Consider the following 26,266-nt stretch of genomic DNA (forward strand, 5'->3'; position numbering starts at 1 on the left):
TTGTTTTTATCAAACGCTAACCGCTTCTGGTGAGAAAGTTTAAAATGTAAGTTTTAAAATAAATCAATGAATCTATTTTAATAAGAAGAGAACTTAAAAGGTGAGGAATATGGAGTATTTAATTAGGATACTAATTTTTGCAGCAGTGATAGGTAAGTTTATAATTCAAGGAAGTGCATCGGCTCTTGAGGTTTCACTGCTTCTTTTAATAGCTGCTGTTAATATATTTAAGCATAAATACAAGGTCACTTGGCAGATTCTTATAGTAGAAGCTATAGTTATAACCTTAGGATGTTCATACAGTTCTAATTTTACCTTTCTATATGCCCTCATTGCATATGATGCAGGAAGTAAAGACTTTAGGTATTTTGCTTTACCCATAGCATTACTCGCTATTTATTTTTCAGGACCTAATAATAGTATTGAAGTATTAGTTCTAATCTTTATGGCTTTCATAGTTGGAAACCTTACTTTAAAGTTTAGAGATAATATAAGTTCTTTTAAAGAAACTTATGATAATGAAAGAAGATATAGGTATGAGCTTGAAGCTGCAAAGCAGAAGCTCTTAAACTCAGCTAAAGAGGCGGCTTATATCGCAGAAATTAGAGAGAGAAACAGGATTGCAAGGGAGATTCATGATACCGTGGGACACAGTCTTGCAGGTATTTTACTTCAGCTTCAGGTAGTGCAAAAACTTAAGACTAGGGATATAGAAAAGTCCGATAGTCTTCTTGAGGACTCAATCGTACGATTGTCTGATTCCTTAGATGTTATGAGAAATACAGTTCATAACATCAGGCCAAGCAGTCCACTGGGGCTTGAGTATATAGAAAGCATTATTAATAATTTTAATTACTGCACGGTGAACTTTAAACCTTCAGGAGATTTTAAAAGTCTTCCCGCAAATGTTCTTGAAACTATAAGTTCAGATATTAAAGAAGCACTGACAAATGCCTATAAGTATTCTAAGGCAACTTCGATAGATATTAAAATTGATGTTATGGATAAGGCTGTAAGAGTATACATAAAAGATAATGGAGAAGGGTGTGCAAGCCTTAAGGAGGGCTTTGGTCTAATGGGTATAAGAGAAAGGATCAAAAATCTTGGAGGTAATGTATCCTTTAGCGGAGAAAATGGTTTTATAATACTTTATATAATTCCACTTGAAAGAGATAAGGGGGAAGAATTGAATGAAGGTAATAATAGTTGATGATGACGGCTTAATAAGAGACAGCTTAAAGCTGCTTATAGATCTTGAAGCAGACATGGAGGTAATAGGTACAGCAAAAAATGGTATGGAAGCTTTTGAACTTTGTAAGGTAGAGCATCCAGATATAGTACTTATGGATATTCGCATGCCTATAATGGATGGAGTCCTTGGTACTAAACTTATAAAAGAAAGCTTTCAACATATAAAAGTAGTAATGCTCACTACCTTTAAAGATGATGAATATATAAGAGAAGCAATAATTAATGGAGCTGAAGGATACATTCTAAAAAATCAATCTTCGGATAGCATTATTGACAGTCTTAGGACTGTATTCAAAGGAAATGCAGTGTTCGAAAAAGATATAATTAACTCAATCACAGGGATGCTAAAAGAAGAGAAGAAGAATAAACCTTCAAGCTTTGGACTGTCCGAAAGAGAGTTTGAGACTTTAGCTTTAATTGCTGAAGGAATGTCCAACAAGGAAATAGCGGAAAAGCTTTTCTTGGGCGAAGGAACAGTGAGAAACTATATAACTAATATTCTAGAAAAACTAAGCCTTAGGGATAGGACACAACTGGCTATATTTTATTTGAAGAATTTTTAGGGATTATGGGATCAATTTAAATATAAGAGAGTAGTATAAATACTATTTAAGTTAGTGTTTATACTGCTCTTTTTGCTTTTATATTACAGTAATCACCTATAATGTTGTTTGGTTTTTCTATATATTTGAATATTTACAGATGTATGGTATATAATTAGGTAAATGTATAATTAAAGAGTAAATTTGGATTTTTTACAGTGACATATCTATTCAAGCTATTTATGAGGGGAGAAGTGTATGGAGAAGAGAATTGCAATTGTTACTGGAGCTAGTGGTGGTATCGGAAGAGAATTTACAAAGTTATTAATTGAAGAAAAAGTAGACGAAGTTTGGGCTATAGCTAGAAATAAAGAAAAGCTAGCAGCTTTAAAAGATGAATTAGGGGATAAAGTAATTACTATCTCAAAGGATTTATCTAAAACAGAAGAGTTGATTTCCATAGGTAAAATTATAGAAGAACAAAAACCGGTTATAGCATTCTTAATCAATAATGCTGGAATTGCAAAGATGGGAACTTATGATGAGTTTGCCATAAAAGAAATTGAAGATACTATTAAGATAAATTGCAGTGCACTTGCTATTCTATGTAACTTGTGTATTCCATATATGAAAAGTGGAAGTAGAATACTTAACATATCCTCTGCATCATCCTTTCAGCCCTTACCATATCTTAATTTATATGCGTCAACAAAGGTCTTTGAAAGAGCTTATTCTAGAGCATTGAATATAGAATTGAAAAACAAAGGTATTACAGTAACTGCGGTATGTCCGAGCTGGGTTGATACAGAGTTATTGCAGAAAGAAATAAACGGCAAAAAGGTAAAGTTTGATGGTATTGTTTCAGCAGAAATGGTTGCAATAAAAGCTATGAAAGATGCAAAGAGAGGAAAGGATATGTCAGTTTGCACATTGTATGTAAAGTACCTGCATTTCCTATCTAAAGTGCTTCCACAAAAATTGCTTATGAATGCTTGGGTTAAAAGAGTCCAAGAGTATATTTAGAAATAGTGAAAGTACAAAGGTTTTGTCAGTGAATCAAATAACGATTTGAAAGGTGAGGACTGAATTAATGATTAACTATAAGGAAATTGACTCATCCATGCTTGAGTCAATAAAGGATATTTACAAAAAGGAATCTTGGAATGCTTATTTGAAAGATGATGAAAAACTAAGAAGAGCATTTGATAATTCATTATATATCCTTGGAGCCTTTGATGATTGTAAGCTTATTGGCTTTGTTAGATGTGTTGGAGATGGAGAACATATTTTGATGGTACAAGATTTAATTGTTGAACCAGAGTATCAAAAGCAGGGGATTGGTACATATCTGTTCAAAACAATAATGGAGAAATACTCAAAGGTAAGAATGTTTATGGTTGTAACTGATATAGAAGATATTGTAGATAATAAATTCTATCAATCCTTCAAACTTAAAAAGTTAGAGGATATGAACATGGTAGGATATATTAGATAGTTAATTTAGGAAGGTGTATAGATGAGAAGAAAAGTGAGCGACAGTTTTAAGGATAAGTTAAGAAAGATACATTTGATGTCCATGGCATTTGCATTAATTGCAATTACAGTTATTTTGTATATGGTTGCAGTTGGCTCAGCTGAGCAGTTAAAATATGTTTTTGTGTTTTGTATGGTTATAGCAGTATTTTTCTTTATATGTGATGTAATATACAACTATGTAATAAAGTTTCTTGAAGAAGGGATTTCTAAAGGATTAATAATTAATATAATAAGAGAGATATTGGTTTTATTGATTATTTTTCATTTTATATAGTCAAATTTATGCTTTAGAGAGAAGGGTGAACATTGATAAAGTTAAGAAATACTGCCAAAGCCATAATAGTTGAAGATAATAAAATATTATTTGTAAAATATCTTTCAAAGAGAACTGGAATTGTATATTATGTTTTGCCTGGAGGTGGACAAGTAGCCGGGGAAACATATGCAGAGGCGTTAAAAAGAGAATGTCTGGAGGAACTTGGAGCAGAAGTAGAAGTAAAGGACGTTGCACTTGTTAGCGAGTATATTGGGAAAAATCATAAGTTTGCTGATTTACATTCTGAAATACATAGAATTGAATGCATGTTCTTTTGTGAATTAAAAACACCACTTGATTTATCAAAAGCTACTAATATTGACCCTGACCAAATAGGATTTCAGTGGTTAAAGCACGAAGAGCTTAAGGAGAAGACAGTGTATCCTGAGGCATTAAAAAGAGTTTTTGATGAACAGGGGAATGTTATATCTCCATTATATTTAGGGGATGTGTTTTAAAATGGATATAGCAGTTTTATCTGATATTCATGGCAATTACATTGCACTAGAGCGCTGCCTTGAATATGCATTTTCAAGAAACATCGATACGTTTATATTTCTGGGTGATTATATTGGAGAATTAGCGTACCCAGAAAGAACAATGAAGATATTATATGAGATTAATGAACGATATAAATGTTATTTTATAAAGGGAAATAAGGAAGATTATTGGCTTAAATATAATGCTGAAGGTGAAAAGGGCTGGAAAGACAAAAATTCAGCCAGTGGTTCATTACTATATGCATACAACTCTCTTACAAATAGAGATTTGGAATTTTTTGCTAAACTCAAGTCGGTAGGAGAAATAAAATTTGGTGAGGTGCCAGAAATCACAATTTGCCATGGTTCACCAGAAAAGATAAATGAAAAAATGTTACCAAATGATGTGAGAACCATGAAAGTGATTAATAGGGTAAAAACACCGATCATTTTATGTGGACATTCCCATGTACAAAGGAAGATAGTGCATAATGATAAATGTGTTCTAAATCCTGGGGCTGTAGGGGTATCTCTTTTTGGTGAAGGAAAGACACAGTTTTTGATATTGCACGGAAGTGATGGAATATGGTCTGAGGAATTTATAAGTCTTCAGTATGACACTTCGAAAGTAATAAAAGAAATGCATGAAGCTAAGCTGTACGAACATGCGCCTTTTTGGAGTAGGGTAACTGAAAGTATACTTCAAGGAGGAAATATATCTCATAGCAGAGTTTTATCAAGAACAATGGAGATATGTAGAGAAGAAACTGGTAGTTGTGTTTGGCCTGATATCCCTGAAGAATATTGGGAGAAGGCCGTAAGAGAATTAATACTTTGAGTTTTGATAGTGATTGTAATAATGATCTACATGAAGTAGTTTAGATATACGAACTAAGCACATCTATATCATGCTAAGACAATAACTAATATAAAAAAGAGGGTAAAGAGAATGGATTATGAAATTATACATTTACCAAAAGATAAATGGAAGGGAACTATAATACCTATAAAGTATACAACAGATAAATATTACGATGTTACAGTAAATAAAACAGACAAAGGATTTGCTATTGACATAGAAAAGAAAGATTTTAATGAGCCAGTAACTCATTCACCTGAAGAATGTGATTTCCCAGATAAGTTATATCAAGATCACTGGGAAAATGCTTATGCTTGGGGAGTAATGGTAGACGATGAATTAATTGCTACAATTGAAACTGATGAAGAGTTATGGTCTAATCGTCTAAGAATCACAGAACTTTGGGTATCAGAGAAATATCAAAGGCAAGGAATAGGTCATGCTTTAATTGAAATGGCAAAAGAGCAGGCAAGAAGAGAACGTCGCCGAGCTATTATACTAGAAACTCAGTCTTGCAATGTTAATGCAGTTGATTTTTATCAGCATGAAGGCTTTACATTGATTGGTATGGATACATGCTGCTACAGAAATAATGATCTAAAAAGAAAAGAAGTAAGGTTAGAGTTTGGATGGTTTCCAGAAGAAAAGAAAAGATTAAACCGTGAAGAAGTTGAAATTAGAATGGAGACAAGAGATGATTGGTACAATGTAGAACTCATGACACAGCATGCATTTTGGAACAAACATCATCTTGGATGTGACGAACATTACCTCGTGCATAAATTACGACAAGATAAAGACTACCTTCCTGAGCTTAGCAGAATAGCAGTAAAGAATAGGGAAGTAATAGGATGCATAATGTATTCAAAGGCAAAAGTTATAGATGGTGAAAGTACACATGAAATCATAACCTTTGGACCTCTTTGTGTAGAACCTAAATGGCAGGGCTGTGGAGTTGGTGAATTGCTACTTCGGGAAACAATGAAATTAGCCGCAGATAAAGGCTACAAAGGAATCGTAATTTTCGGTGAACCAGAATATTATCCTAGAATAGGATTTAAAACCTGTGACAATTTTAATATTACAACTGCTGATGGAAAAAACTTTGATGCATTTATGGGATTTGAACTAGCAAAAGATAGCATGAAAGATATTAAAGGGAAATTCTACGAATCAGAAGTTTTTGTAGATCTTCCAAAGGAAGAAGTAGAAGAATACAATAAAAAATTCCCTAAGCTAGAAAAACTAAGATTTCCAGGACAGTGGGATTGATAGGTTTATAAATTTAAGGTCTTCTAAAAAACGGTCAGTAGATTTAAAATAAAATTAATCTACTGACCGTTTTGGTCTAAAGAGTTCCTATGTCGAAACTTAATTTATACTTGTTTGAAAATCCCGGCTTCTGGGGATTTTCAGGCATGTATAAATTAATAGTTGAGCTAAGAACTCTATAAAGGATTCCTATATTAAGGAGAATATTATGAATCAAGCATATTTTCAGTTACCATCAGATAAACAAAAAAGGTTACTCAATTCTGGATACAAGCTATTTTCATCATATCCCTATAAGAAAGCTTCGATGATTGCAATTGCTAATGAAGCTGATATCTCAAAATCGTTACTGTTTTATTATTTTAAAAATAAAAAAGAATACTATCTATTTTTATTTGATACTGCTGTTGATTTTGTTGATGAACTTAAGGGAAAAAGTATTAATAAGGAAATTAAGGACTTTTTTCAGCAAATAAATAAAACTATAGAACGTAGAATGGAAATCATTCATGACTATCCGTATTTGTATAAGTTTATCACAAGAGCATATTATGAAACCTTTGAAGATATAAAGCTTGAGATAGATAAAAAGAAAAAAATAATGCTGCAAACTAAGGAAGAGGAGATATTGAATATTATCGATTATGATAAATTTAAAAATCCAAAGGATGTAGAAATACTGTTTGATATAGTTCTCTCTGTTGCAGAAGGATGTATGCGAGGACTGGAAGATTTAGATATTTCGAAGATGCAGGAGAAAATAAATGAGTTTAAGGTTATGATGAATTGTTTGAAAAAATATTATTACAAGGAAGAATATTTGACTAAGCTATAGATGAACCACTTCGTAATAAAATTTATTATTTTTAAATTCTCTCACCAGAATCCGTGAGAGTTTTAAAAATATATTTCGGATCGAATTGGTTCATCTTTATAAGGGGAGTTATGTATGGAAAATCAAGCTAGACATTTGGTATTCAAAAATATTAATTGTGATATTCATTATTGGTATAGAAAGGGAATGACCAATAAGTGGGTGTTGTTTTTTCACGGAGCAGGTGTTGATCATGAAATGTTCAATGAGCAATTTAAGGCATTTGATGATACCTACAACTTAATTGCATGGGACTGTCGAGGTCACGGTTTGTCTAGATTCGAGCAAGGACAAAAGTTTCAGTTTAAAGATATGATTAGCGACTGTAAAAAACTATATGAAATTTACAACATTGATAAAGCAGTTCTTATAGGACAATCAATGGGTGGCAATCTAGCCCAGGAGATAGCTTACTATTATCCAGAGCTAGTAGAAAAATTGGTACTTATTGATTGTACCGAAAACACAGGAAAACTCACATTTATAGAAAAATGTTCTCTAAAATCTAGTAAGTTTATATTTAACTGTTATCCCTGGAAGCTGCTTATAAAGCAGAGTGCTAATGCTTGTGCAAACAAAGAAAGTGTACAAAAATATATTAAGAATTGTTTTGAAAGGATTGATAAAGAAACCTTTATTGATATTATGACAGATTTAACAAAATGTCTTCATTATGATCCAGAATTCAAGTTTAAAAATCCTGTGTTATTACTTTGTGGTTCAGATGAAAAAACAGGCAATATTAAAAAGATTGCTGAGCCGTGGGCAAAAAGTGATAGCAATTGTACACTTCATTTTATCGACCATGCAGCACATAACTCCAATCAGGATAATCCAGAGATGGTAAATAAATTGATCATTGACTTTATAAACGTAAGTTTCATTACGAAGTGATACATCCATAACAGATGAAATTAGGAAAGGTATTAATTTTCAGTTTTAAGTTAGATTATAAGCATATATATGGGACGATTTAAGTGTAAACAGTATTAATTCATGGAACTTTTACTATAATCCAGCATAATAATGTTAATATAAAGTAGTAAATTATTGTAAAAATTGAGATTGATGAGGATGGAAATAGTAAATGAAAAACAAATGTGTGTTCATAATAAGTTTAATTATAATGATAATTTCCATATTATTCATGTGTGTCAATCGGTTTGTGGCTCCACTTCAAGATCTAACTTTAAGAATTTTAGGTTCCGTAATGCTCGTTAATATATTTGTTTTAAGCTATAGTGCAGTAAAATTAAAGAGTAAAAATTAATATGGTGTACTTATTAAAAGCTTAATGTAGAAAAATGCACCATAATTGATTTTTTAGTGAAAGTATAGACACTCCTCTATAATATAAACCCACGACGATATAGTTTTGTATTGTCGTGGGTTTTATTGCATATATTAAATTAGCTTTTAAAAATAGATTTCCGATCGAAGTTTTATTATAAAAATACTATCTTCTAGACGTGAACATCTCAATACTAGGCATTACATAAGGTAATATATTATGTGAAAGTTCTTTGGCTGAAACATGTCTCCCTTTACTATACCAGTAGCTAGTAGCTCCATATATTGAATTACTTATCATTATGGATAGTAAATCTAAATTTTCTTGCTCGATTACACCGAAGCTAGTAGTGTTAGTTAACATAAGAGCAATAAGTTCCTTAAGTTTAAGCTGTGTTTTATTATCCATATAAGAAGAAATTGATTTATAAACCATATTACAGTGATTGCTGATATTCTCATGATAGCTGCACATAGCCACTATTAAAGTTTTTAGTGTATCTTCATTTAACTGTACATCAGATTGAAATTTACTAGATATCCCAGAGGAGAAGGCTTCTGAAAGTAACTGATCTAGAAGAATATACTTATCCTCAAAATGTGCATAAAAGGTGGATCTATTTATATTAGCTCTCTCTACTATATCTTTTACGGTTATTGCTTCAAAAACCTTTTCCCTTGTTAAGGAAAGAAAGGCATCTTGTATTAAAATACGAGTTCTAGCAGCTCTTGGATCTATTTTCTTAGTTTCAGGTGTCATTTGTCATACCTCTTAATAAAATGTTTCTCCATCATTTTTAATACTTTGATGAGTTAACCGACAGAACTTAGGTTTTGTTGGTTGAACTAGCTTCTTATCGATATTATTATAATAACATGCAGAGACTACTTTGACAACACGTGTTGGAGATGTGGCATTGATATTAAAAGCTATAAGTTTAAATGGATATCCGGTTCAATTATCTTAAAATTATGTAAAAGGAGCTAGAATAACATGAAATTATTATTTGATAAAACAAATATAGGAAAGTTAGAATTAAAGAACAGATTTATTAGATCTGCTACTGGTGATGGCTTTATTAAGGGTGGTCACCCAACAGAGGAAATGTTTGCAGCATATGAAGAGTTAGCTAGAGGTGGTGTCGGAACCATAATAACAGGCAACGCTAAGATAACTGATTATAGGATTCCGTTCTTTGATATGCTTAGTATAGAGGATGATTCTTTTATACCTGAACTAAAAAAATTCACAGATAAAGTCCATGCTTTAGAAACCAATATCATACTACAAATTGCATATTTTGGTTCGCTAATTGGGTCAGAAGAAGGGGATATTTTAGGTCCAAGTGCCGTACCGAATCTTATATCAAAAATCGTACCTAAGGAAATGTCAAAGGAAGATATTAAATATATACAAAAGGCATTTGCTACCGCAGCACTAAGAAGTAAAGAAGCAGGTTTTGATGGTGTACAGCTTCACGCAGCACATGGTTTTCTTTTGAGTCAGTTTTTAACTCCATATTATAATCGTAGAACAGATGAGTATGGTGGAAATATCGAAAATAGAGCTAGAATGATTATAGAGACTTGTAAGGAAGTAAGAGAAATGGTAGGAGAAGACTATCCAATTCTAATAAAGATAAATGGTAGTGATGCTATAGAGCAAGGGATGACTTTTGAAGAATGTAAATATGTTTGCAAAAAGCTACAAGAGGTTGGGGTAAATGCAGTGGAGATAAGCGGCAGTTCTCATACTTTTAAACCACAACAAGAAGCATACTTTAAGGATTATGCTGCGGAAATTGCGAAAGAAGTTGATATTCCAGTTATCTTAGTTGGAGGAAACAGAGATTATACAGCTATGGAAGCCATATTAAATGAAACTTCTATTGAATATTTCTCATTCTCAAGACCATTTATTGCTGAAAGTGATTTTATTAAACGCTGGGAAAATGGAGATACAAGCAGAGTAAAATGTGTTTCATGTAATGGTTGTAACAGACCAGAAAGTATGGGAAGATGTGTATTAAAAAAGTAGAATAAATTTATAAATAATTGTTTTCAAGATTAATATAGAAAATAAAACAAAAAGATGTGCCATAAGTTAGGAGCTTAATGGCACATTTTTTAGTGTATGCAATTATCCTTAAAATTAAATAGATTGATACTTTTTAAATAATATAATAGAATGTTTGAAAAGTATTAAATTAGGAGGAATAATTATGTTGTTAGAACAATTAAAAACTAGAAGAAGTATTAGAAAATATGAGCATAAAGAAGTAGAAAAGGAGAAAATAGATATAATTCTTAAAAGTGCTCTACTTGCACCATCATCCATGTCAAGAAAGCCACTACAATTCATAGCTGTTACTGATGCAGAATTGCTTCAAAAACTTTCTTTGTGCAGAGAACCAGGTCCTCGTTATTTAGCAGATGCACCTTTAGCGATTATAGTTATAGCAGATAATACTGCAAGTGACGTATGGGTTGAAGATGCATCCATAGCAGCAACTTTTATGCAATTGACAGCACATGACTTAGGACTTGGATCATGTTGGATACAAGTAAGAAAAAGATTCCGTACAGAACAAGAGACAGCAGAGCAATATATTAAAGAATTAATGGAGATACCTGAACAATATAGTGTTCAATGCATTTTATCTATTGGCTATCCTGGAGAGGAAAAAAAGCCTTATGAAGAAGGGGCTTTGAAGTATGAAAAACTTCATTTTAATAAATTTTAAGTTTAGGCTATGTTAAAGAATAATGTTGATAATATGCAAATTATTAGGGGAACTTTTTAATAAGTTCCCCTAATAATTATTTTTAATCTAAATATCCAACACCTATTAATTTATGAGCATCTTTACTTACATAAAAAATCATATTATTGGGCATTGATCTACTGTTTGTAGGGAAATCAACTAAATATACTTCTTTCCCAATATAGGATTTGTCGTTAATAATCCCCATGTTTTCATTCAAGGTTATTGTAGAAAGTTTACTATCTTGCCAAGTTCCATTTATTCTCTCTTTACTTTCTGAAGTTAATTGCTCAAATGCAAGCTTTCTTATATCATCTGATGTTTTACTTGAATTGGTTTGGGTTCCCGGTGAACTTGACACGTTTTGTGACGAACACGCAGTAAATATACTTGCAAATAACAGTAATGAAATCATAATTGAAATTATCTTTTTCATATCTAATACACCTCTTATAACGTTCTATTTATTTATACGGTATATTTTTAAATTAGTTCAGTTTATCTTACAGTTATCCCTTTCTTCTTTTAGTTTTAGGTTATCTGTTTTTTATGTTTACAGAATTATTTATTAAAATATAAATTTCTTTGTATATCATCATTTCCAGCTTCAATAGTTTCTTTACAATAAGAACATTTAGCATTAATTAATTCTAAAGATCTTTGGAGTTCTACCATTTCTTCTTCAACAGCTTTTTTTCTTTCAAGTAGCATTTTATATAGATACGGAAAGGCAGATGAGTTAAAAAACTATTACAGATAAAACTTTACTGACAGAATATATTATAATAAGAACAATTAGGTAAATAGGTTGATTAAGTTATGATTAGAGTATGATGTTACGCTCTTGAAAGACTTTTTTAGCTGTAAAGATAGCGTTAAGTACTTTTGGAAATCCAGTATAAGGTATGCATTGTAGAAAAGTTTCTACGATTTTGACTGGCTCTATTCCTGTATTTAAGGCTCCATTTATATGGACTTCAAGCTGTGGTTCACAACCACCAGCTGTAAGTAAACTAACGATAGTAATCATTTCTCGCTCCTGTAGTGATAAAACAGGTCTAGAATAAATATCACCAAAAGCAAACTCAATTATATATTTTCCGAGATCTGGTGATATATCTTGTAGAGATTGAATCACTGCATCGCCACCTTTTCCATCCACAGCTTTTAAATTTTCCATTCCTTTTATAAATCTTGTATTATCCATAATAAAACCTCCCTATGTAGTTGATATTTGAAGAATATCACTTCAAGTATGGTTGAAGTCAATGAACAAATTATGAATTATAGATATAGAAATTCTAATGAAATATAAATTGATGATATAATTACAGATAATGGTTAAATCCATTTCATATGTATGAAAGAAGCTAGCTATGTGAGGTGTGAAATGACAATTGGTGAATTTTCTGAGTTAACCGGTATAAGCTGTTCGGCATTAAGATATTATGAAGATAAAGGTTTGATCAATGTTGAAAGAGATGCTGGAAATAGAAGAATTTATTGTGATAAAGATGTTGAATGGGTGAAGTTTTTACAACGCCTTAAGGATACGGGTATGCCCCTAAAAGAAATGAAGCATTACTCAGATTTGAGATACCAAGGGGATTCCACAATTTCAGAAAGACTTGAGATATTAGAAAAACATGAGATTTATGTGGAGAAGCAAAGAAGACTCTGGGAAGAGTACTCTGAAAATCTAAAGTCTAAAATTCTATGGTATAAAAAGCAGCTTTGATTTTATTGATTGCAAAGGAGATTGAGATGGAAAACATATTGACAGTTAGGTTAATTATTAGAAAGTTTGAACACAATGATTGGAAGGATTTATATGAATACTTGTCAGATAAAGAAGTAGTTAAATTTGAACCGTATGATATTCATTCAGAAAATCAGGCTAAAGAAGAAGCGATTAGAAGATCAACAGATGAGGCTTTCTATGCAGTTTGCTTAAAGGAAAATGGAAAGTTAATAGGAAACTTGTATTTAGCTAAAGGAGATTTTGATACCTGGGAATTAGGCTATGTGTTCAATAGTAAGTATCAAGGTAAAGGTTATGCCACAGAAGGTGCAAAGGCGCTACTTGACTATGCCTTTAAAGAGTTAGGAGCAAGACGTATTATAGCCATGTGTAATCCAAAGAATGATCATTCATGGAAATTGCTTGAACGCTTAACTATGAGACGTGAGGGTTTGCTTTTACAAAATATCTATTTTAAAACTGATAGGAACGGGGAGCCTATATGGCTTGATACTTACGAATATGCCATATTGAAAGAAGAATGGTGTAAGTAGTATCTAAGTAAAAGTGAGCTGTATAAATACTATTTAATGTAGTGTTTGTACAGCTTTTTTCATTTCTACACAATTACCGTGTAAATCTATAGATATACAGTTTTACTATATATTTGAATATTTGTGGGGAAGTAGTATATAATTAAATGAATGTATGATTGGAAATTACGACTAAATATACTTACTTAAATAATTTGCAGATAAATAGTGATTTGTGGGTTTGATTAGATTTTAGGGTGTTAATACTAGGGGAACAGGAAGAAGGTGAATGGATGCAGGATATTTTTAGAAAAGATTTTCAAGGAGTTTTCTATCCTTCAAAAACAAAAGAAAAGGCTATGATCGTTGTAAGCGGAAGCGATGGCGGGATTAAATGGGCAAATGAAATTGCCTCGGTGTATTCTGCTCATGGTATTTCATCACTTGCTGTTGCATATTGGAAAACAAAATACACGTCTAAAACTCTTGCAATAATTCCCATAGAAATTATTCAATCCGCTGTGCTTTGGCTCAAGAACAATGGTTATTCAAAGGTTGGTATGTATGGCATTTCAAAAGGTGCAGAGCTTGCTTTAACTTCGGCGAGCTTAATCCCCGAAATTGAATTTGTTATTGCAGTTTCACCTTCTTGTTGTATTTTTGAAGGAATTGCAATGCCAGCTTATGCTAATGCTTCCAGTTGGACTTGGGGCAGTAAACCATTGCCATATGTTTCTTTTCATAATATTTCAGTAAGCATAATAAAGAATATTTTAAGAAATCATGAATTTGGCTTTGTAGAACAATACCTTGATGTTCTTGAAACAAATAAAAATGAAGAAAACACAATCAAAGTTGAAAATATAAACGGTCCTATACTCTTGTTATCGGCAAAAGAAGATGCCCAATGGCCTTCTGCTGAAATGGGAAAAATGATTTGTGATAGGCTCAACAACAAGAAATTTGCATTTTCATTTCACCATGAAATCTTTTATCCTGCCAGCCATATATTATGTCCCGTAAAAACTAAAATGGTGCTTGCGTATCGTATTGAAAGACAGTACAAAAAGGAATGTGAAGTGGCAAGAAAGCAAGCGTTGAAAATGTCGTTAGATTGGTTAGATAGATTATAAGTATAAAAGAGAGCTTGTTAAATTCCAATTTAAGTTGGAGTAATATATACAACGTAGCTTACGTAATAGGTAAAAGAATTATGTAAAAGCTCTGATATCAAAATCCCCTCAAACCATGATTCTATGAGTAAATTGTTATAAAGTTTTCTTTTTAACTTTTAAAAAATTTTTAAAGTTCTATTGATAAATATTAAAAAAGTTATATTTATATAAATTTAAAAAGTTATATTGTATAGAAAAACTAAGAAACGAGGAACAACCAAATGAATGAAAGAAACATAATTATGGAAACAAAGAAGCCCAATACTGTAAAAACTTTATACGAAGATTTTCTAAACCTTGGGGTAAATAGCTCTGATATAGTATTAGTCCATTCTTCTATGTCCAGCATGGGTTGGATTTGTGGTGGAGCTCAGTCTGTGATAACTGCCTTGAAGGAAGCGGTAGGCAGTGATGGAACCATAGTAATGCCAGCTCAAAGTGGGGATTGGAGCGATCCTTCAGGCTGGGAAAATCCACCTGTACCAAAGGAGTGGATACAAATGATTTATGATAATATGCCAGCCTTTGATCCAGCGGTTACGCCGACACGAGGAATGGGACGCATTGCAGAATTGTTTAGAACAGTACCAAACACAATACGCTCAAACCATCCTCAACGATCATTTAGTGCAAATGGCAAGGATGCAGCATATATTACTGAAGATCATCCGCTTACTCCTCAGTTTGGAATAAAATCGCCTCTAGGTAAAATGTATAACCTTAAAACAAAGGTTCTTTTATTAGGAGTGGGCTATGATTCTTGTACAAGCTTTCATCTTTCAGAAACTTTTATAAAAGAAATGCCAAAGGAAAGACTTGGTACTGCAATATTGGAAAATGGGCAGAGATGCTGGAAGTGGTTCGAGGATTATGCTTATGACATAGATGGCTTTGAACTAATAGGTAAGGAATTTGAGGGGAAATATAATGTACAAATAGGAAAGGTTGGCAATGCCGATTGCAGATTATTTGATATGAAGGAAGCAGTTGATTTTGCTAAGGAGCGGCTAAGTAAGTATAGATTTAATAAGTAGTATATCAAAATTGGGGGAGGACTGTTTTGAGTAGATCAATCCGTTATGCAAGCATGAAAGATTCAGATATTCTAGGCAAAGTTCATTCGGAATCATCACAAGCAGCATTCAAAGGTATTATTCCAGATGATGTTTTAAATGAAGTTTTTTCTATTGAAAGAAGAACAAAACGCTTTGTAAGTGAATTAGAAGAGGGTTCGCCAAGGACAGCTATCATATTTGAAGACAATGAACCAGCTGGAATACTTTCATTTGCAAAATGTAGATATGGTAGTAATGATAATTCGTGGATAGAGATTTGGAGGGTTTATTTAACTCCAAGATATTGGGGAAGTGGCGTGGCGAAAGAGTTGATAGAATGGGGCATCAACGAAATTCAAAAAGAGAATTTTGTGAATATAGAACTTTGGGTGTTAGAAGAAAATATACGAGCAAGACATTTCTATGAAAAAATGGGTTTTAAACATGATAATACCTTTCAAATAATTAATATGGGGAAAGAACTGAGAGAACTACGTTATATAAAAATATAATTTTGTTAAAATCAATTTTTGAGGATAATTAGGAGATTAAGAGTTATATGAGAATAGAAGCGAATGGAATAGTAATTAGAGCCTTTGAAAGAAAAGATGCTGAAAATCTTTATAGGATAGTTAGACAAAATGATATATTAAGGTTTATGCCTGATTGGTCTGAGGGCAAAGATTCACCACAATCATATTTTAATTATATAGATTGGCATCAAGCTAAAAAAGACTCAATAGATATTTATGAAAATAAAAGATATGTGATAGCCTTAAATGATACAGATGAGATGATTGGCATGGTAGGAATGGGACTTGAAGATACATTAAATGAAGTTGAAATAGCATACTTTATGTCAGAAGAATATCAAAGAAAAGGTTATACAGTAGAAGCCGTAAATAAATTAGTGGAGTGGTGCTTTAAGGTATCAAAGATAAAATATCTTATTTTAACTATTGATTGTGCAAATGTAGCATCCTGTAAGCTTGCTGAAAAGTGTGGTTTTGAATTGTTTGAAAGAAGAACACCTATAGGTCATAAGCAACCTAACATGGAAAGTGATAGTTATTTTTACTATCGTAAGTATAGATAAATTCCAACAATTAATGATTATTATAGGAAAGTAGGAGAGTTTATGAGAGCACCATTTCAAGTTTTAGTATTTCCTTATCATATTAATGATAGAGATATAGAATATGCCATATTTCATCGTAGTGACTATGATTGTTGGCAGGCTATTTCTGGTGGAGGAGAAGATGGAGAAACCATAATCGAAGCTGCTAAAAGAGAAGCATGGGAAGAAGCAGGAATTCCTATGGATTCGCTTTATATTAAGTTAGATACAGTTAATTCAATACCTGCTGACGAGTTTGCAGCCAGTAAGTATTGGGGAGAAAATGTATATGTTATACCAGAAAATTGTTATGGAGTTGAAATTACAGATAAACAATTTAAAATTTCACATGAACATACAGAATATAAGTGGATGAGTTATTCTGATGCTATTTCATGTTTAAAATATGATGGAAATAAAATAGCACTGGGGGAACTTAACAAAAGGCTAAATAAGAAATTTTGAGAGGGTGTGAGTTGAATATGGACAAGGTTTATTTAGTATCTCCTTCAATAGAACATAAAGAAGCATATATTGAGATGATGGTAGAATGGGAAGAAGCAAAAGGGCATATATATCCAGGTGTAATTAGAAGAAAAGGGACGGATTATAGCAGCTGGTTAGAGACTTTAGAATTATATAGAAAAAGAGAAACGTGTCCACCTCACCTTTCACCTTCTGATACTTTCTTTTTGGTAAATGAGAATAATAACTTACTTGGTGCAATTAGTATAAGACATTACTTAAGTGAGCAACTTCTCAAATTGGGTGGACATATAGGTTATGGTATAAGACCTACCCAAAGAAGAAAAGGTTACGCAACCGCAATGCTAAAATTGGCTCTTGAAGAGTGTAGAGATATGGGAATAGAGCAAGTTTTAATAACCTGTGATAAAGATAACATAGGTTCATCAAAAACTATAATTGCAAATAAGGGTGTCCTTGAAAATGAGATAGTTGAGGACAATGGAAATATAGTTCAAAGGTATTGGATATCGATAAAAAAATAGTTAATTAAATAAATATATTATGGTTAATAATGGAAATATAAAGATTATTTATATAATCTGAAGACAAATAAGAATTTATTAAAAAACTAAATGGAGGTTTGATTATGTACTATGAACAAGCTAGGAACTTTATTTATAGGAATGCTAGGCCACTTGATATAGCAAGGTGGAAATATCTGTTTGAAAACGGCAGTAAGGAAGATGTTCTAATATCATTAACTGCGTACCAAAATGAGGATGGTGGTTTTGGAAATGCACTTGAGCCAGATTGTTGGAATCCTAATTCATCTCCAGTTCAAACCTGGGTTGCCACGAAGATAATTAAAGAGATAAATTTGGAGGATAAAAATCACCCTATTATACAAGGAATATTGAAGTACTTGTCCTCGGGAAAGGACTTTGATGGACATACATGGTCAAATACATTGGCTACTAACAATGATTATCCACATGCACCTTGGTGGAACTTTGAAACTTCTCAGGAAATATCATATAATCCTACAGCATGCTTTATTGGTTTTATATTAAAATTTGCAGATAAAAATAGTAAACTCTTTGAACTTGCTTGTAGTCTTGTTAAAGAAGCCTACAATTATTTTAAAATACATTTTCCTATGGATTCTATGCACACTGTTTCTTGCTTTATTGAATTGTATGAATATATAAAGAAAAGCTCAATGAATGATCTTTTGGATATAGAGGAATTTAATACATTACTACACCAACAGATTAAGCATGTTATAACATACGACACATCAAAGTGGGCAGTTGATTACGTATGTAAACCATCCTTATTCATAGGCACTAAAACAAGTGATTTCTATATGAATAATAAAGAAATAAGTGATTATGAATGTGAGTTTATCTTAAATACTCAAGAACCAGATGGTACATGGGCTATCACATGGTCATGGATAGATTATCCTGAACAATGGAACATTAGCAAAAACTGGTGGAAATCAGATTTGATTATAAGAAATGTTAGATATATTAAAGAAATTCGTGGCTAAATTCTAGTTTTTAAATCAGAATAGGTAAAACGTGAGAATTTATGGAGGGGAATAGCATGGTATTAGAAACTCAAAGATTAATTTTAAGAGAAATGACACAAGCTGATTTTTCGATGCTTTGTAAAATCATGCAGGATAATGATGTAATGTATGCTTATGAAGGTGCATTTAGTAATGATGAGGTTCAAGTATGGCTTGACCGACAAATTGAACGTTATAAAGAATATGGTTTTGGTCTATGGGCGGTTGTTCTGAAAGAAACTGGCATAATGATAGGACAATGTGGGTTAACAATGCAAGATTACAACAGCAACAAAGTAATGGAAGTGGGTTATCTTTTTCAAAAAGATTATTGGCATCACGGATATGCAAGTGAAGCCGCTATTGCCTGTAAAGAATATGCCTTTGATAAGCTAAGTGCTAAAGAAGTATATTCTATTATTAGAGATACAAATATACCGTCACAAAACGTAGCAATACGAAATGGAATGACTTGTATAGATAAGTTTGTCAAGCATTACCGAGGTGTTGATATGCCTCATTTTCTATTCTCTGTTAAGAAAATATTATGATATAAGCTCGGCAAATTCTAATTTTAAGTTTATCAATAAATAGAAATTTATTGGACAGTTTAGATCTAAAAATAATTAATAGCATAGGAGGTGTACCTTTTATGGACAGGGATGAAATACTAAAAACCAATAAAACATATTGGGACTCAAATGCAGATTTATGGTTTGGCACTACAGCGCTTCCAGAATACGGAGTTAAATTTGTGACAGAAGATGATTTGCATTTGTTTGGAGATGTTTCGGGTAAAAAGCTATTGGAAATATGTTGTGGCAGTGGCCACTCTTTAAAATATCACGCTGACAAAAATGCCTCTGAATTGTGGGGAGTAGATATTTCTCACAAGCAAATAGAAAATGCTGATGGTTATTTAAAAGAACATGGATATACAGCAAAATTTATTTGTTCTTCTATGGAAGCAGATATGGACATACCAACCAATTATTTTGACTTCGTTTATTCAATATACGGAATCGGTTGGACAACAGATCTGCAAGGCGTATTCAATAAGATAGCATCTTATCTGAAAAAAGATGGCATATTTATATTCAGTTGGCATCATACCTTGAATTACTGCGTGGCTTGGTCATGCAGCCAACGCAAAGATGTTATAGAAAATGACACCTTGGTTTTTAACAAAAGCTATTTTGATGAATCATATTTCAGCATGCCAGTTGATGGAAGAAAAATAATATTATGCAACCGAAAAATATCAACATATATCAATGCTTTAGCAAAAGCAGGGTTTGTTGTTGAACAGATGGTTGAGCAATCTGATAAAGAAACGATGGAAGCGGTTGGAGAAGTTAGCGACAAAACAAAAAAAGCAAAGATGCTGCCGATTTCTTTTTGCATTAAGGCGCGAAAATTGTAATGTGAGTTCCGTACAGTACGATCAAAAGGGAAAGATTTCAAACTCCAATTTAAGGAATTTGAGTGTTTGCCTACACTTTGGGATGAATGGAATCCCTGTCAGATCTATGTGATGTCTCTTTAATAAATAGTAATTTTGTCAGTGGTTTTATTGGTTCAGTTTACAAATGTGAACTGAAGATTATTATGTAATTGGTGGTGGAAGACATGGATAAGCATATTGAAAAAATTCAAAAGTATTTACATAATGGGAGGGCTGAAGATATGGATAATCGCATTGAAAGACTTAGAAAGTATATTGATGAAATTCTACTAAATATGAAAGACACAGAAGAAAGAAGGTGTGCTTACCTCCATCTTTATGGAGTTTCTCAGGCATGTGCAATGATTGCTCTCAAAAGAAATCAAAATGTTGAACTCGCGACCATGGCTGGTATGTTACATGATTTACATTCTTATAAGACTATGAATACTGAAAATCATGCTGAGAAGGGAGCCGTTTTGGCACGTCAAATTCTTGAAGAGTTGTCTTTGACAACTGAGGATGAAACAGATTTAATATGTTCAGCTATTTTAAACCATAGTTCAAAGGCGATTACTCATTCTTCATTTGATGAAGTATTAAAAGATGCAGATGTTTTGCAACATTGTTTATATAATACGCTTTTTCCTGTGATGGAACATGAAAAATGTAGGTATCAGAAATTACTAACTGAATTTGGTATTTTGCAAAACTTATAGGCATAATACGAAGTTAAGCAAATTTCAATTTGATAGCTTATAATCCGAAGATAATTAGTAATTTGAATTGCCGATTATTTATGTTTTAGGAAGTGATATTATTGGATGTGTTTATATATAATCGCATAATGATTGTTGGTAATAATGGCAGCGGAAAAAGCTTTTTATCTAAAAAATTGTCTCTTGTTACGGGTTTGCCACTGGTTCATCTTGATGTTGAGTACTGGCGTCCTAATTGGGAAAATCCAACGAGAGAAGAATGGATAAAGAAAGTAATGGAGCTTACATCAAAGGAAAGATGGATAATAGATGGCAATCATACGAGCACAATGGAGCTAAGATTTAAAGCGGCTGACTTAGTTATATTTCTTGATATAAATCGTTTTGTATGTTTGGCACGCGTATTATTAAGAAACGGTAAAAAACGTTCTGACACACCCGAATATCTCGAAGAAAAATTTGATAAGGCATTTTTACATTTTTGTAAAGGTTTATGGAGTTTTTCAAAAACTCGTAGACCTGTTATAACTGATTTACATAAAGATTATCCCGATAAACCGTTTTTTATTATTCATAGCAGAAGAGAAATGAAAATGTTATTAAATCAATGGAGTAATGAAAAAGCTAAATATATAAATCAGGCATTATAAGAATAACACAAAGCTGACAAATAGCAATTTGGGGGAGATAATAAAAATGGCAATTCATAATATCGATAAGCTACAACCTTGGGAAGCACTTCTTAAAAAAATTGCCTTTGCTCAATTGGGCAATATAAAAAGAAAAAGGATATTAGATTTTGGTAGTGGTACTGGATTTACTGCAAATTATCTTGCACAGGATAATGAGGTAGTTGCTATTGAACCGTCAGAAGAGGCAGTAAAAGATAGATACTGCGATTATGAGTACCAACAGATTGTTGGGAGTATTAATATATTAAGAAAAATGGAAAATGAAAGTTTTGACATTATTCTTTGTCATAATGTTTTGGAATATGCTGATGGAAGAGAAGAAATTGTTAATGAATTTTATCGACTATTGAAACCAGAAGGTATACTCTCAATTATTAAGCATAACAAGCAAGGACGAGTTATGCAGATGGTGGTTCTGTTAAATGATTTTGAAAAAGCTCATATGCTGCTGGATGGTAAGGACGGCACAACTTCTAATTATGGTACAATTCATTATTATGACGATTCTGATTTGATATATTGGTGTAAGGAATTTAAAATATGTGAAACATATGGGATTAGAACATTTTGGGATTTGCAACAAAACCAAGATATTCATAAAGATGTGGAGTGGCAAGAGAAAATGGTAGAGATTGAATTGAGAGTTGCTCATATTAAGGAATTTCAAGATATAGCATTTTTTCATCATTTGATTTTAAAGAAATAGAATCCTTGAATAATAAAGACAAATTCCAATTTGTCTTATTAATAAAAAGAAATACACTTAAAATAATTAAATTTAAAAAACAAAATTAATCATAAAATAAAATATTGAGAAAAAGAGGTATACCATTTGGAAAACTTAGTCTTATCAGTGATTATCTTTGTTCTAATACTTGTATTGATACTAGCATCAATTAAGCATTTAAAAAACAAGTACAATACTAAGCCATCTACCAGAAATATTCTTATAGTATCAATATTATCGATCTTGGTTGGTTTATTAATATTAGGCTTGTGGAGTTCAGGGTTAAGATTTACACCCTTGCAAGCTTCGAAAGCTAACGATTTTATAAAGGCTGATAGTAAATTCTTAAAAGAAATAAAAGTAGATGATAGATTTCTTCATGTTTACTATAATCGAACTGAAAACATATACAGGACTACTATTACAAATCATGTTGGATTTCTTTACAAAAGTAATTTTTCAACCTATTACTATCCACATGAAGAAGATATGGTGGTAACCTTAGGTGGTAGTAACATTCAAACAAAAGACGGTTATGAATCGGTTCTATATATTGAAAATAAAGATCCACAAGTAACGGAATTTGTAGTACTGGATTGGGATGGAAATTATGTAAGCAGGCAACCGGCTGAATCAGGAGAACCTGTTATTCTTCAATATAAATATTCAAGTAGTGGAAGTGCAGCCAGCTATAAAATTTTAGCTTTGAATAAGGATTTAGATGTTGTTTACTACTATGGCTACCCAATAAACACTAATCATATAAGCATTGATGATTATAGATGGTATGTAATGAAAAACGAGAAATTAGACAGTAAATTTGCAGCAAAAATTAAATCAGGTAACTTAGTTACGAACTATAAAATTGATACAGTTCTTAAAGATATAGATGCCTTTGGGCTTAATACCTTAAATATTCCTGTTGTTATAGCTATAAGCAACCTTTCATCTAGCGATATGTCAATTGATAAAAATAGCGAAGAACAGGCGATAAAACTAATAAAGAAATTAAGAGGTAAAAACATAAATATAATACTTGAACCATATCCGTGGATAGCTAATGGCAGTAAGCCTGAGACAGAGTGGAACCCTAAGGATATCAATGCTTTCTTCAACAATTGGAAAACCAAAGTACTAAAGCCTCTAATTGACGATATTGCAGTGCCTTATCATATTGAGTGCTTTAATATAGGTTCGAGCTTCACCAAAATTGAAAATTATGAAGATCAATTCTGTGAAATGATAGACTTTGCGAAGAGTAATTATCAAGGTTTAGTTACTTATAGAACAAGTTGGTGGATAACAACTAATTGGAATGATCCTTCAACTAAAAAGATTGAAGATAACTTAAAGTCAGCATACAACAAGAAACTCAATAACAAACTATTTTCAAAGCTAGATTTCATTTCTATTGCTTCTTACTTTGAACTTACTGAAAATGATAAAAACACCGTGGACAACCTGGTTAGCGCTCTCCAAAGTACTCAAAGATACAATAGAAAGCAAAATGTAAAGCAAGAGATTAAAAACTTTAATACAAAATGGAACAAACCAATCTTCTTTGGTGAATTAGGCTTCCCACCAAAAGATAAGGCATCAATTGAGCCATGGAATCCATATCAAACCTACAAATGGAATGATAAAGAACAAGCTAATTGTTTTGAAGCCTACAAAACTGTATTTGAAAACGAGCCATGGAATTTAGGATTTTCAATTTTTGCAATTGGAAGTAAGGAATCTGACAACAACTACTATCCAAGTGATGATACTATGGAAATCATAAAAGGCTGGTATTCGAAATAGGAAATTATAGAGGTGTAACTTATGAGCATATGTAGAACAAGAAATTTCATTTTAAGGTTAAGTAGTATAAATAATGATTTGAAAGGTTGATATAGGGTGACAGAAATGGATGATAGCAGTGAGCTTATTTTAAACTTAGATAAGCTACATACAACTGATTTAGGAGTTGTTAGAATTAAGAGAAATCTTTCTTTAGATGTAGAGGATATTGTTAGATGGTGTAGAAATAAAATTCAAAACCCAGATGCTTCGATAATCAGAACGGGCAAAAACTGGTATGTAGATATAGATGATTGTGAAATAACGGTAAATGCATATAGTTATACAATTATCACGGCACATAAAATAAAAAGATAAACTAGATTTCAATTCAAATTTAATGTTTATCAATAAGTATATATGCGAAGAAAGGTAAATATGTATGGAAGCTATCTATTTTTATCATGTAGTAACAGAAAAGCCAATGAAGCTAGGGCAAAAAATATTGTTTGATGAAAATAATCACAATGGTGTATATAATAGAGTCATGACTTTTAAGAGAATAGTAGAGGGTGAGGATGTTCATGGAGAGATTGCTGATCTTATAAAGTCAGATTTAGATAAATGGGGGAAGGTTGCATATAGAGAATTGGCTCTAGAAGAAGTGCGTCGTGAAGAATACTGTAATTATCCATCACGATTAGCATGTTTATACACCTCTAGAACACTAGAAGAAGCAAAGAAATGGGCTCAATTTTTTAAAAATGCTGGCCGTGAAGTATATTCAATTGTTAAACTAAAAGTACAGGGCAATGTATTTGATGGTGATGCATGTAACTGTTTTGACGGAACAAAAAATAAAGAAGATAATAGTGAAAAAGCACGGCATTATTGGGGACTGGATATTGAAAATCACAATCCTGTTATTGAAACTTTAGTTGACGGAGAAATAACAGTTGATGAAATCATTGAGGATTTTCAAGTGACATAGATTTGATGCTATACTTATAGTAGAAAGTTTGAGTAATATAGTGTAGTTATTAAAGTAGTATTTTTAGTAATCTAGATTACATTTCTATATATAAAAATAACTATGAGTAAAGAATATATAGTTTAATGTATTGTAGTGCTTATATTAAACTATATATGTAGAAATAAGATGAAAAAGTGTAGTTAATTTAATTTTTTTATAGTTAGGAGTGGAAGTGATTCGATGTACTGGGATAAATTAAAAATTGTATTCTTATCAGAATTGGTCAGTAGCAATGATGGATCAACAAATTGTCAAATAGCGAATTATATTTTAAGCCATATAGAAGAAGTTAAGCAATGTACCATCAGTGAACTATCAAATAAGTGCCATGTGGCCAATAGTTCCATTAGCAGATTTTGCAAAGAAATGGGATTGAATGATTTTACGGAGCTTAAAGATTTAATTAACACAACATCCTTTCATTTTGATTTGTACTCGAATCATCAAAGTATCAATACACGTTCGTTGGACTTTGTTACAAGAGTTAAAGAGAGTTTGGATTTGGTTTCCGAATCCCTTAATTATGAGGTCCTTAATCAACTAGCAAAAGATATAGATTATTACGAAAAAATAGGAATCTTTGGTCTATTAAAAGCTGAAACAGCAGCGATGAATTTACAAAGTGACTTATTAGTACTTGGAAAGGCAGCCCTGACCAAGGTATCTTTTAAGCAGCAGCTTGAGTATATAAAAAATGCAAATGATAAAGATTTGATTATTATTTTCAGCTATACCGGTATTTATTTTGAGCATACTTTCCCGCGCAGAATACCAAAGCAGCAAACTAAGCCAAAGGTTTATTTTATTACCAGTGATTATAATTCAATGTCAAATAAATATTTTGATGAAGTGATTCGTTTTAAATCCTTGCAAGATTATGCATCACATCCATTTCAACTCCAGTTAGTGAGTAGTTTAATTGCTCAAAATTATGCATATTATTTAACAAAAAAAAAGGTTTAAAAGGCAACCAGCAGATTATCGATATCAGCTGGTTGTTTTTTATTTGAATCAATAAAAATT

33 protein-coding genes are annotated in these 26,266 nt (G+C 32.0%); 30 read left to right on the top strand and 3 right to left on the bottom strand.

Translation table 11 applies throughout. The annotated features are described in order from the left end of the window. Positions 1-109 precede the first annotated feature (109 nt). The 10 genes from bsdtw1_RS07240 (at position 110) to bsdtw1_RS07290 (ending at position 8,023) form a co-directional block, all read left to right on the top strand. Positions 110-1,210, top strand: a complete 1,101-nt coding sequence (locus bsdtw1_RS07240; protein WP_183276920.1) for a sensor histidine kinase — start codon at positions 110-112, stop codon at positions 1,208-1,210. Next, positions 1,191-1,814 (top strand): response regulator transcription factor, encoded by a 624-nt coding sequence (locus bsdtw1_RS07245; RefSeq protein ID WP_183276921.1) that lies wholly within the window; start codon positions 1,191-1,193, stop codon positions 1,812-1,814. Before bsdtw1_RS07240 ends, bsdtw1_RS07245 begins: the two co-directional genes overlap by 20 nt. A gap of 237 nt (positions 1,815-2,051) precedes the next feature. After that, positions 2,052-2,816, top strand: a complete 765-nt coding sequence (locus tag bsdtw1_RS07250; protein ID WP_183276922.1) for an SDR family NAD(P)-dependent oxidoreductase — start codon at positions 2,052-2,054, stop codon at positions 2,814-2,816. Between the two features lie 67 nt (positions 2,817-2,883). Then, positions 2,884-3,288, top strand: coding sequence for a GNAT family N-acetyltransferase (locus bsdtw1_RS07255; protein ID WP_183276923.1), 405 nt, complete (start codon positions 2,884-2,886; stop codon positions 3,286-3,288). A 21-nt stretch (positions 3,289-3,309) separates the two neighbouring features. After that, positions 3,310-3,603 carry a hypothetical protein gene (locus bsdtw1_RS07260; RefSeq protein WP_183276924.1) on the top strand — a complete coding sequence of 98 codons (294 nt, stop codon included), beginning with the start codon at positions 3,310-3,312 and terminating at the stop codon, positions 3,601-3,603. Positions 3,604-3,635: 32 nt separating this feature from the next. Continuing rightward, on the top strand, positions 3,636-4,103 hold the full coding sequence (locus bsdtw1_RS07265) for an NUDIX domain-containing protein (protein WP_183276925.1): 468 nt from the start codon (positions 3,636-3,638) through the stop codon (positions 4,101-4,103). A gap of 1 nt (position 4,104) precedes the next feature. Next, positions 4,105-4,962, top strand: a complete 858-nt coding sequence (locus tag bsdtw1_RS07270; protein ID WP_183276926.1) for a metallophosphoesterase family protein — start codon at positions 4,105-4,107, stop codon at positions 4,960-4,962. Positions 4,963-5,073: 111 nt separating this feature from the next. Then, positions 5,074-6,255: a GNAT family N-acetyltransferase gene (locus tag bsdtw1_RS23440; RefSeq protein ID WP_244638122.1), complete on the top strand. Its 1,182-nt coding sequence runs from the start codon at positions 5,074-5,076 to the stop codon at positions 6,253-6,255. A gap of 208 nt (positions 6,256-6,463) precedes the next feature. Next, positions 6,464-7,090, top strand: a complete 627-nt coding sequence (locus bsdtw1_RS07285; protein ID WP_183276927.1) for a TetR/AcrR family transcriptional regulator — start codon at positions 6,464-6,466, stop codon at positions 7,088-7,090. A gap of 114 nt (positions 7,091-7,204) precedes the next feature. Further along, entirely contained in the window at positions 7,205-8,023 is an 819-nt protein-coding gene (locus bsdtw1_RS07290) for an alpha/beta fold hydrolase (RefSeq protein ID WP_183276928.1), read from the top strand. Positions 8,024-8,585: 562 nt separating this feature from the next. Here bsdtw1_RS07290 and bsdtw1_RS07295 read toward each other — a convergent pair. After that, a complete protein-coding gene (locus bsdtw1_RS07295) occupies positions 8,586-9,179 on the bottom strand; it encodes a TetR/AcrR family transcriptional regulator (protein WP_183276929.1) in 594 nt (197 codons plus the stop codon). A gap of 234 nt (positions 9,180-9,413) precedes the next feature. On the opposite strand from bsdtw1_RS07295, the gene bsdtw1_RS07300 reads away from it, so the two are divergent. Together bsdtw1_RS07300 and bsdtw1_RS07305 are read left to right on the top strand one after the other, a co-directional pair. Continuing rightward, positions 9,414-10,457 (top strand): NADH:flavin oxidoreductase, encoded by a 1,044-nt coding sequence (locus bsdtw1_RS07300; protein ID WP_183276930.1) that lies wholly within the window; start codon positions 9,414-9,416, stop codon positions 10,455-10,457. A 184-nt stretch (positions 10,458-10,641) separates the two neighbouring features. Next, on the top strand, positions 10,642-11,163 hold the full coding sequence (locus tag bsdtw1_RS07305; protein WP_183276931.1) for a nitroreductase family protein: 522 nt from the start codon (positions 10,642-10,644) through the stop codon (positions 11,161-11,163). An 82-nt stretch (positions 11,164-11,245) separates the two neighbouring features. Here bsdtw1_RS07305 and bsdtw1_RS07310 read toward each other — a convergent pair whose 3' ends face one another. Together bsdtw1_RS07310 and bsdtw1_RS07315 are read right to left on the bottom strand one after the other, a co-directional pair. Beyond that, the gene (locus bsdtw1_RS07310) at positions 11,246-11,620 is read right to left on the bottom strand and encodes a hypothetical protein (RefSeq protein WP_183276932.1); all 375 of its coding nucleotides are present in this window, start codon (positions 11,618-11,620) and stop codon (positions 11,246-11,248) included. 387 nt (positions 11,621-12,007) lie between these two features. Continuing rightward, on the bottom strand, positions 12,008-12,391 hold the full coding sequence (locus bsdtw1_RS07315; RefSeq protein WP_183276933.1) for a carboxymuconolactone decarboxylase family protein: 384 nt from the start codon (positions 12,389-12,391) through the stop codon (positions 12,008-12,010). 183 nt (positions 12,392-12,574) lie between these two features. Between bsdtw1_RS07315 and bsdtw1_RS07320 the strand changes: the two genes are divergently transcribed. The 18 genes from bsdtw1_RS07320 (at position 12,575) to bsdtw1_RS07405 (ending at position 26,206) form a co-directional block, all read left to right on the top strand. Further along, a complete protein-coding gene (locus bsdtw1_RS07320; RefSeq protein WP_183276934.1) occupies positions 12,575-12,922 on the top strand; it encodes a MerR family transcriptional regulator in 348 nt (115 codons plus the stop codon). Between the two features lie 26 nt (positions 12,923-12,948). Beyond that, positions 12,949-13,479, top strand: coding sequence for a GNAT family N-acetyltransferase (locus bsdtw1_RS07325; RefSeq protein ID WP_183276935.1), 531 nt, complete (start codon positions 12,949-12,951; stop codon positions 13,477-13,479). A 272-nt stretch (positions 13,480-13,751) separates the two neighbouring features. Continuing rightward, positions 13,752-14,591, top strand: coding sequence for an acyl-CoA thioester hydrolase/BAAT C-terminal domain-containing protein (locus bsdtw1_RS07330; protein ID WP_183276936.1), 840 nt, complete (start codon positions 13,752-13,754; stop codon positions 14,589-14,591). Positions 14,592-14,854: 263 nt separating this feature from the next. Next, positions 14,855-15,667 carry an AAC(3) family N-acetyltransferase gene (locus bsdtw1_RS07335; RefSeq protein WP_183276937.1) on the top strand — a complete coding sequence of 271 codons (813 nt, stop codon included), beginning with the start codon at positions 14,855-14,857 and terminating at the stop codon, positions 15,665-15,667. Between the two features lie 26 nt (positions 15,668-15,693). Then, the gene (locus tag bsdtw1_RS07340) at positions 15,694-16,200 is read left to right on the top strand and encodes a GNAT family N-acetyltransferase (RefSeq protein ID WP_183276938.1); all 507 of its coding nucleotides are present in this window, start codon (positions 15,694-15,696) and stop codon (positions 16,198-16,200) included. Positions 16,201-16,247: 47 nt separating this feature from the next. Then, positions 16,248-16,784: a GNAT family N-acetyltransferase gene (locus bsdtw1_RS07345; RefSeq protein WP_183276939.1), complete on the top strand. Its 537-nt coding sequence runs from the start codon at positions 16,248-16,250 to the stop codon at positions 16,782-16,784. 42 nt (positions 16,785-16,826) lie between these two features. Then, positions 16,827-17,270, top strand: a complete 444-nt coding sequence (locus bsdtw1_RS07350; protein WP_183276940.1) for an NUDIX hydrolase — start codon at positions 16,827-16,829, stop codon at positions 17,268-17,270. 17 nt (positions 17,271-17,287) lie between these two features. Next, entirely contained in the window at positions 17,288-17,815 is a 528-nt protein-coding gene (locus bsdtw1_RS07355; RefSeq protein WP_183276941.1) for a GNAT family N-acetyltransferase, read from the top strand. A gap of 104 nt (positions 17,816-17,919) precedes the next feature. Continuing rightward, entirely contained in the window at positions 17,920-18,825 is a 906-nt protein-coding gene (locus bsdtw1_RS07360) for a hypothetical protein (RefSeq protein WP_183276942.1), read from the top strand. A 56-nt stretch (positions 18,826-18,881) separates the two neighbouring features. After that, positions 18,882-19,397 carry a GNAT family N-acetyltransferase gene (locus tag bsdtw1_RS07365; RefSeq protein WP_183276943.1) on the top strand — a complete coding sequence of 172 codons (516 nt, stop codon included), beginning with the start codon at positions 18,882-18,884 and terminating at the stop codon, positions 19,395-19,397. A 101-nt stretch (positions 19,398-19,498) separates the two neighbouring features. Further along, positions 19,499-20,269 (top strand): class I SAM-dependent methyltransferase, encoded by a 771-nt coding sequence (locus bsdtw1_RS07370; RefSeq protein WP_183276944.1) that lies wholly within the window; start codon positions 19,499-19,501, stop codon positions 20,267-20,269. Between the two features lie 206 nt (positions 20,270-20,475). Continuing rightward, positions 20,476-21,009 carry an HD domain-containing protein gene (locus bsdtw1_RS07375; protein ID WP_183276945.1) on the top strand — a complete coding sequence of 178 codons (534 nt, stop codon included), beginning with the start codon at positions 20,476-20,478 and terminating at the stop codon, positions 21,007-21,009. 101 nt (positions 21,010-21,110) lie between these two features. Further along, complete coding sequence (locus bsdtw1_RS07380; protein ID WP_183276946.1) at positions 21,111-21,659, top strand: P-loop NTPase family protein; 549 nt, start codon at positions 21,111-21,113, stop codon at positions 21,657-21,659. A 46-nt stretch (positions 21,660-21,705) separates the two neighbouring features. After that, positions 21,706-22,407 carry a class I SAM-dependent methyltransferase gene (locus bsdtw1_RS07385; protein ID WP_183276947.1) on the top strand — a complete coding sequence of 234 codons (702 nt, stop codon included), beginning with the start codon at positions 21,706-21,708 and terminating at the stop codon, positions 22,405-22,407. 717 nt (positions 22,408-23,124) lie between these two features. Further along, on the top strand, positions 23,125-24,231 hold the full coding sequence (locus bsdtw1_RS23445) for a glycoside hydrolase family 113 (protein WP_371874749.1): 1,107 nt from the start codon (positions 23,125-23,127) through the stop codon (positions 24,229-24,231). 105 nt (positions 24,232-24,336) lie between these two features. Beyond that, a complete protein-coding gene (locus tag bsdtw1_RS07395; RefSeq protein WP_183276949.1) occupies positions 24,337-24,588 on the top strand; it encodes a DUF3781 domain-containing protein in 252 nt (83 codons plus the stop codon). A gap of 64 nt (positions 24,589-24,652) precedes the next feature. Then, positions 24,653-25,201: a DUF2441 domain-containing protein gene (locus bsdtw1_RS07400; protein ID WP_183276950.1), complete on the top strand. Its 549-nt coding sequence runs from the start codon at positions 24,653-24,655 to the stop codon at positions 25,199-25,201. Positions 25,202-25,423: 222 nt separating this feature from the next. Further along, a complete protein-coding gene (locus bsdtw1_RS07405; RefSeq protein ID WP_183276951.1) occupies positions 25,424-26,206 on the top strand; it encodes a MurR/RpiR family transcriptional regulator in 783 nt (260 codons plus the stop codon). Positions 26,207-26,266: the final 60 nt, after the last annotated feature.

The sequence above is a fragment of the Clostridium fungisolvens genome (genome assembly GCF_014193895.1).
Taxonomy (GTDB): Bacteria; Bacillota; Clostridia; order Clostridiales; family Clostridiaceae; genus Clostridium_AR; species Clostridium_AR fungisolvens.

Excerpts from the sequence above, each read along its gene's own strand:
- bsdtw1_RS07240 (WP_183276920.1), top strand. The coding sequence starts at position 110 with ATGGAGTATTTAATTAGGATACTAATTTTTGCAGCAGTGATAGGTAAG.
- bsdtw1_RS07245 (WP_183276921.1), top strand. The coding sequence starts at position 1,191 with ATGAAGGTAATAATAGTTGATGATGACGGCTTAATAAGAGACAGCTTA.
- bsdtw1_RS07250 (WP_183276922.1), top strand. The coding sequence starts at position 2,052 with ATGGAGAAGAGAATTGCAATTGTTACTGGAGCTAGTGGTGGTATCGGA.
- bsdtw1_RS07255 (WP_183276923.1), top strand. The coding sequence starts at position 2,884 with ATGATTAACTATAAGGAAATTGACTCATCCATGCTTGAGTCAATAAAG.
- bsdtw1_RS07260 (WP_183276924.1), top strand. The coding sequence starts at position 3,310 with ATGAGAAGAAAAGTGAGCGACAGTTTTAAGGATAAGTTAAGAAAGATA.
- bsdtw1_RS07270 (WP_183276926.1), top strand. The coding sequence starts at position 4,105 with ATGGATATAGCAGTTTTATCTGATATTCATGGCAATTACATTGCACTA.
- bsdtw1_RS23440 (WP_244638122.1), top strand. The coding sequence starts at position 5,074 with ATGGATTATGAAATTATACATTTACCAAAAGATAAATGGAAGGGAACT.
- bsdtw1_RS07285 (WP_183276927.1), top strand. The coding sequence starts at position 6,464 with ATGAATCAAGCATATTTTCAGTTACCATCAGATAAACAAAAAAGGTTA.
- bsdtw1_RS07290 (WP_183276928.1), top strand. The coding sequence starts at position 7,205 with ATGGAAAATCAAGCTAGACATTTGGTATTCAAAAATATTAATTGTGAT.
- bsdtw1_RS07295 (WP_183276929.1), bottom strand. The coding sequence starts at position 9,179 with ATGACACCTGAAACTAAGAAAATAGATCCAAGAGCTGCTAGAACTCGT.
- bsdtw1_RS07300 (WP_183276930.1), top strand. The coding sequence starts at position 9,414 with ATGAAATTATTATTTGATAAAACAAATATAGGAAAGTTAGAATTAAAG.
- bsdtw1_RS07305 (WP_183276931.1), top strand. The coding sequence starts at position 10,642 with ATGTTGTTAGAACAATTAAAAACTAGAAGAAGTATTAGAAAATATGAG.
- bsdtw1_RS07310 (WP_183276932.1), bottom strand. The coding sequence starts at position 11,620 with ATGAAAAAGATAATTTCAATTATGATTTCATTACTGTTATTTGCAAGT.
- bsdtw1_RS07315 (WP_183276933.1), bottom strand. The coding sequence starts at position 12,391 with ATGGATAATACAAGATTTATAAAAGGAATGGAAAATTTAAAAGCTGTG.
- bsdtw1_RS07320 (WP_183276934.1), top strand. The coding sequence starts at position 12,575 with ATGACAATTGGTGAATTTTCTGAGTTAACCGGTATAAGCTGTTCGGCA.
- bsdtw1_RS07325 (WP_183276935.1), top strand. The coding sequence starts at position 12,949 with ATGGAAAACATATTGACAGTTAGGTTAATTATTAGAAAGTTTGAACAC.
- bsdtw1_RS07330 (WP_183276936.1), top strand. The coding sequence starts at position 13,752 with ATGCAGGATATTTTTAGAAAAGATTTTCAAGGAGTTTTCTATCCTTCA.
- bsdtw1_RS07335 (WP_183276937.1), top strand. The coding sequence starts at position 14,855 with ATGAATGAAAGAAACATAATTATGGAAACAAAGAAGCCCAATACTGTA.
- bsdtw1_RS07345 (WP_183276939.1), top strand. The coding sequence starts at position 16,248 with ATGAGAATAGAAGCGAATGGAATAGTAATTAGAGCCTTTGAAAGAAAA.
- bsdtw1_RS07350 (WP_183276940.1), top strand. The coding sequence starts at position 16,827 with ATGAGAGCACCATTTCAAGTTTTAGTATTTCCTTATCATATTAATGAT.
- bsdtw1_RS07355 (WP_183276941.1), top strand. The coding sequence starts at position 17,288 with ATGGACAAGGTTTATTTAGTATCTCCTTCAATAGAACATAAAGAAGCA.
- bsdtw1_RS07360 (WP_183276942.1), top strand. The coding sequence starts at position 17,920 with ATGTACTATGAACAAGCTAGGAACTTTATTTATAGGAATGCTAGGCCA.
- bsdtw1_RS07365 (WP_183276943.1), top strand. The coding sequence starts at position 18,882 with ATGGTATTAGAAACTCAAAGATTAATTTTAAGAGAAATGACACAAGCT.
- bsdtw1_RS07370 (WP_183276944.1), top strand. The coding sequence starts at position 19,499 with ATGGACAGGGATGAAATACTAAAAACCAATAAAACATATTGGGACTCA.
- bsdtw1_RS07375 (WP_183276945.1), top strand. The coding sequence starts at position 20,476 with ATGGATAAGCATATTGAAAAAATTCAAAAGTATTTACATAATGGGAGG.
- bsdtw1_RS07385 (WP_183276947.1), top strand. The coding sequence starts at position 21,706 with ATGGCAATTCATAATATCGATAAGCTACAACCTTGGGAAGCACTTCTT.
- bsdtw1_RS07395 (WP_183276949.1), top strand. The coding sequence starts at position 24,337 with ATGGATGATAGCAGTGAGCTTATTTTAAACTTAGATAAGCTACATACA.
- bsdtw1_RS07400 (WP_183276950.1), top strand. The coding sequence starts at position 24,653 with ATGGAAGCTATCTATTTTTATCATGTAGTAACAGAAAAGCCAATGAAG.
- bsdtw1_RS07405 (WP_183276951.1), top strand. The coding sequence starts at position 25,424 with ATGTACTGGGATAAATTAAAAATTGTATTCTTATCAGAATTGGTCAGT.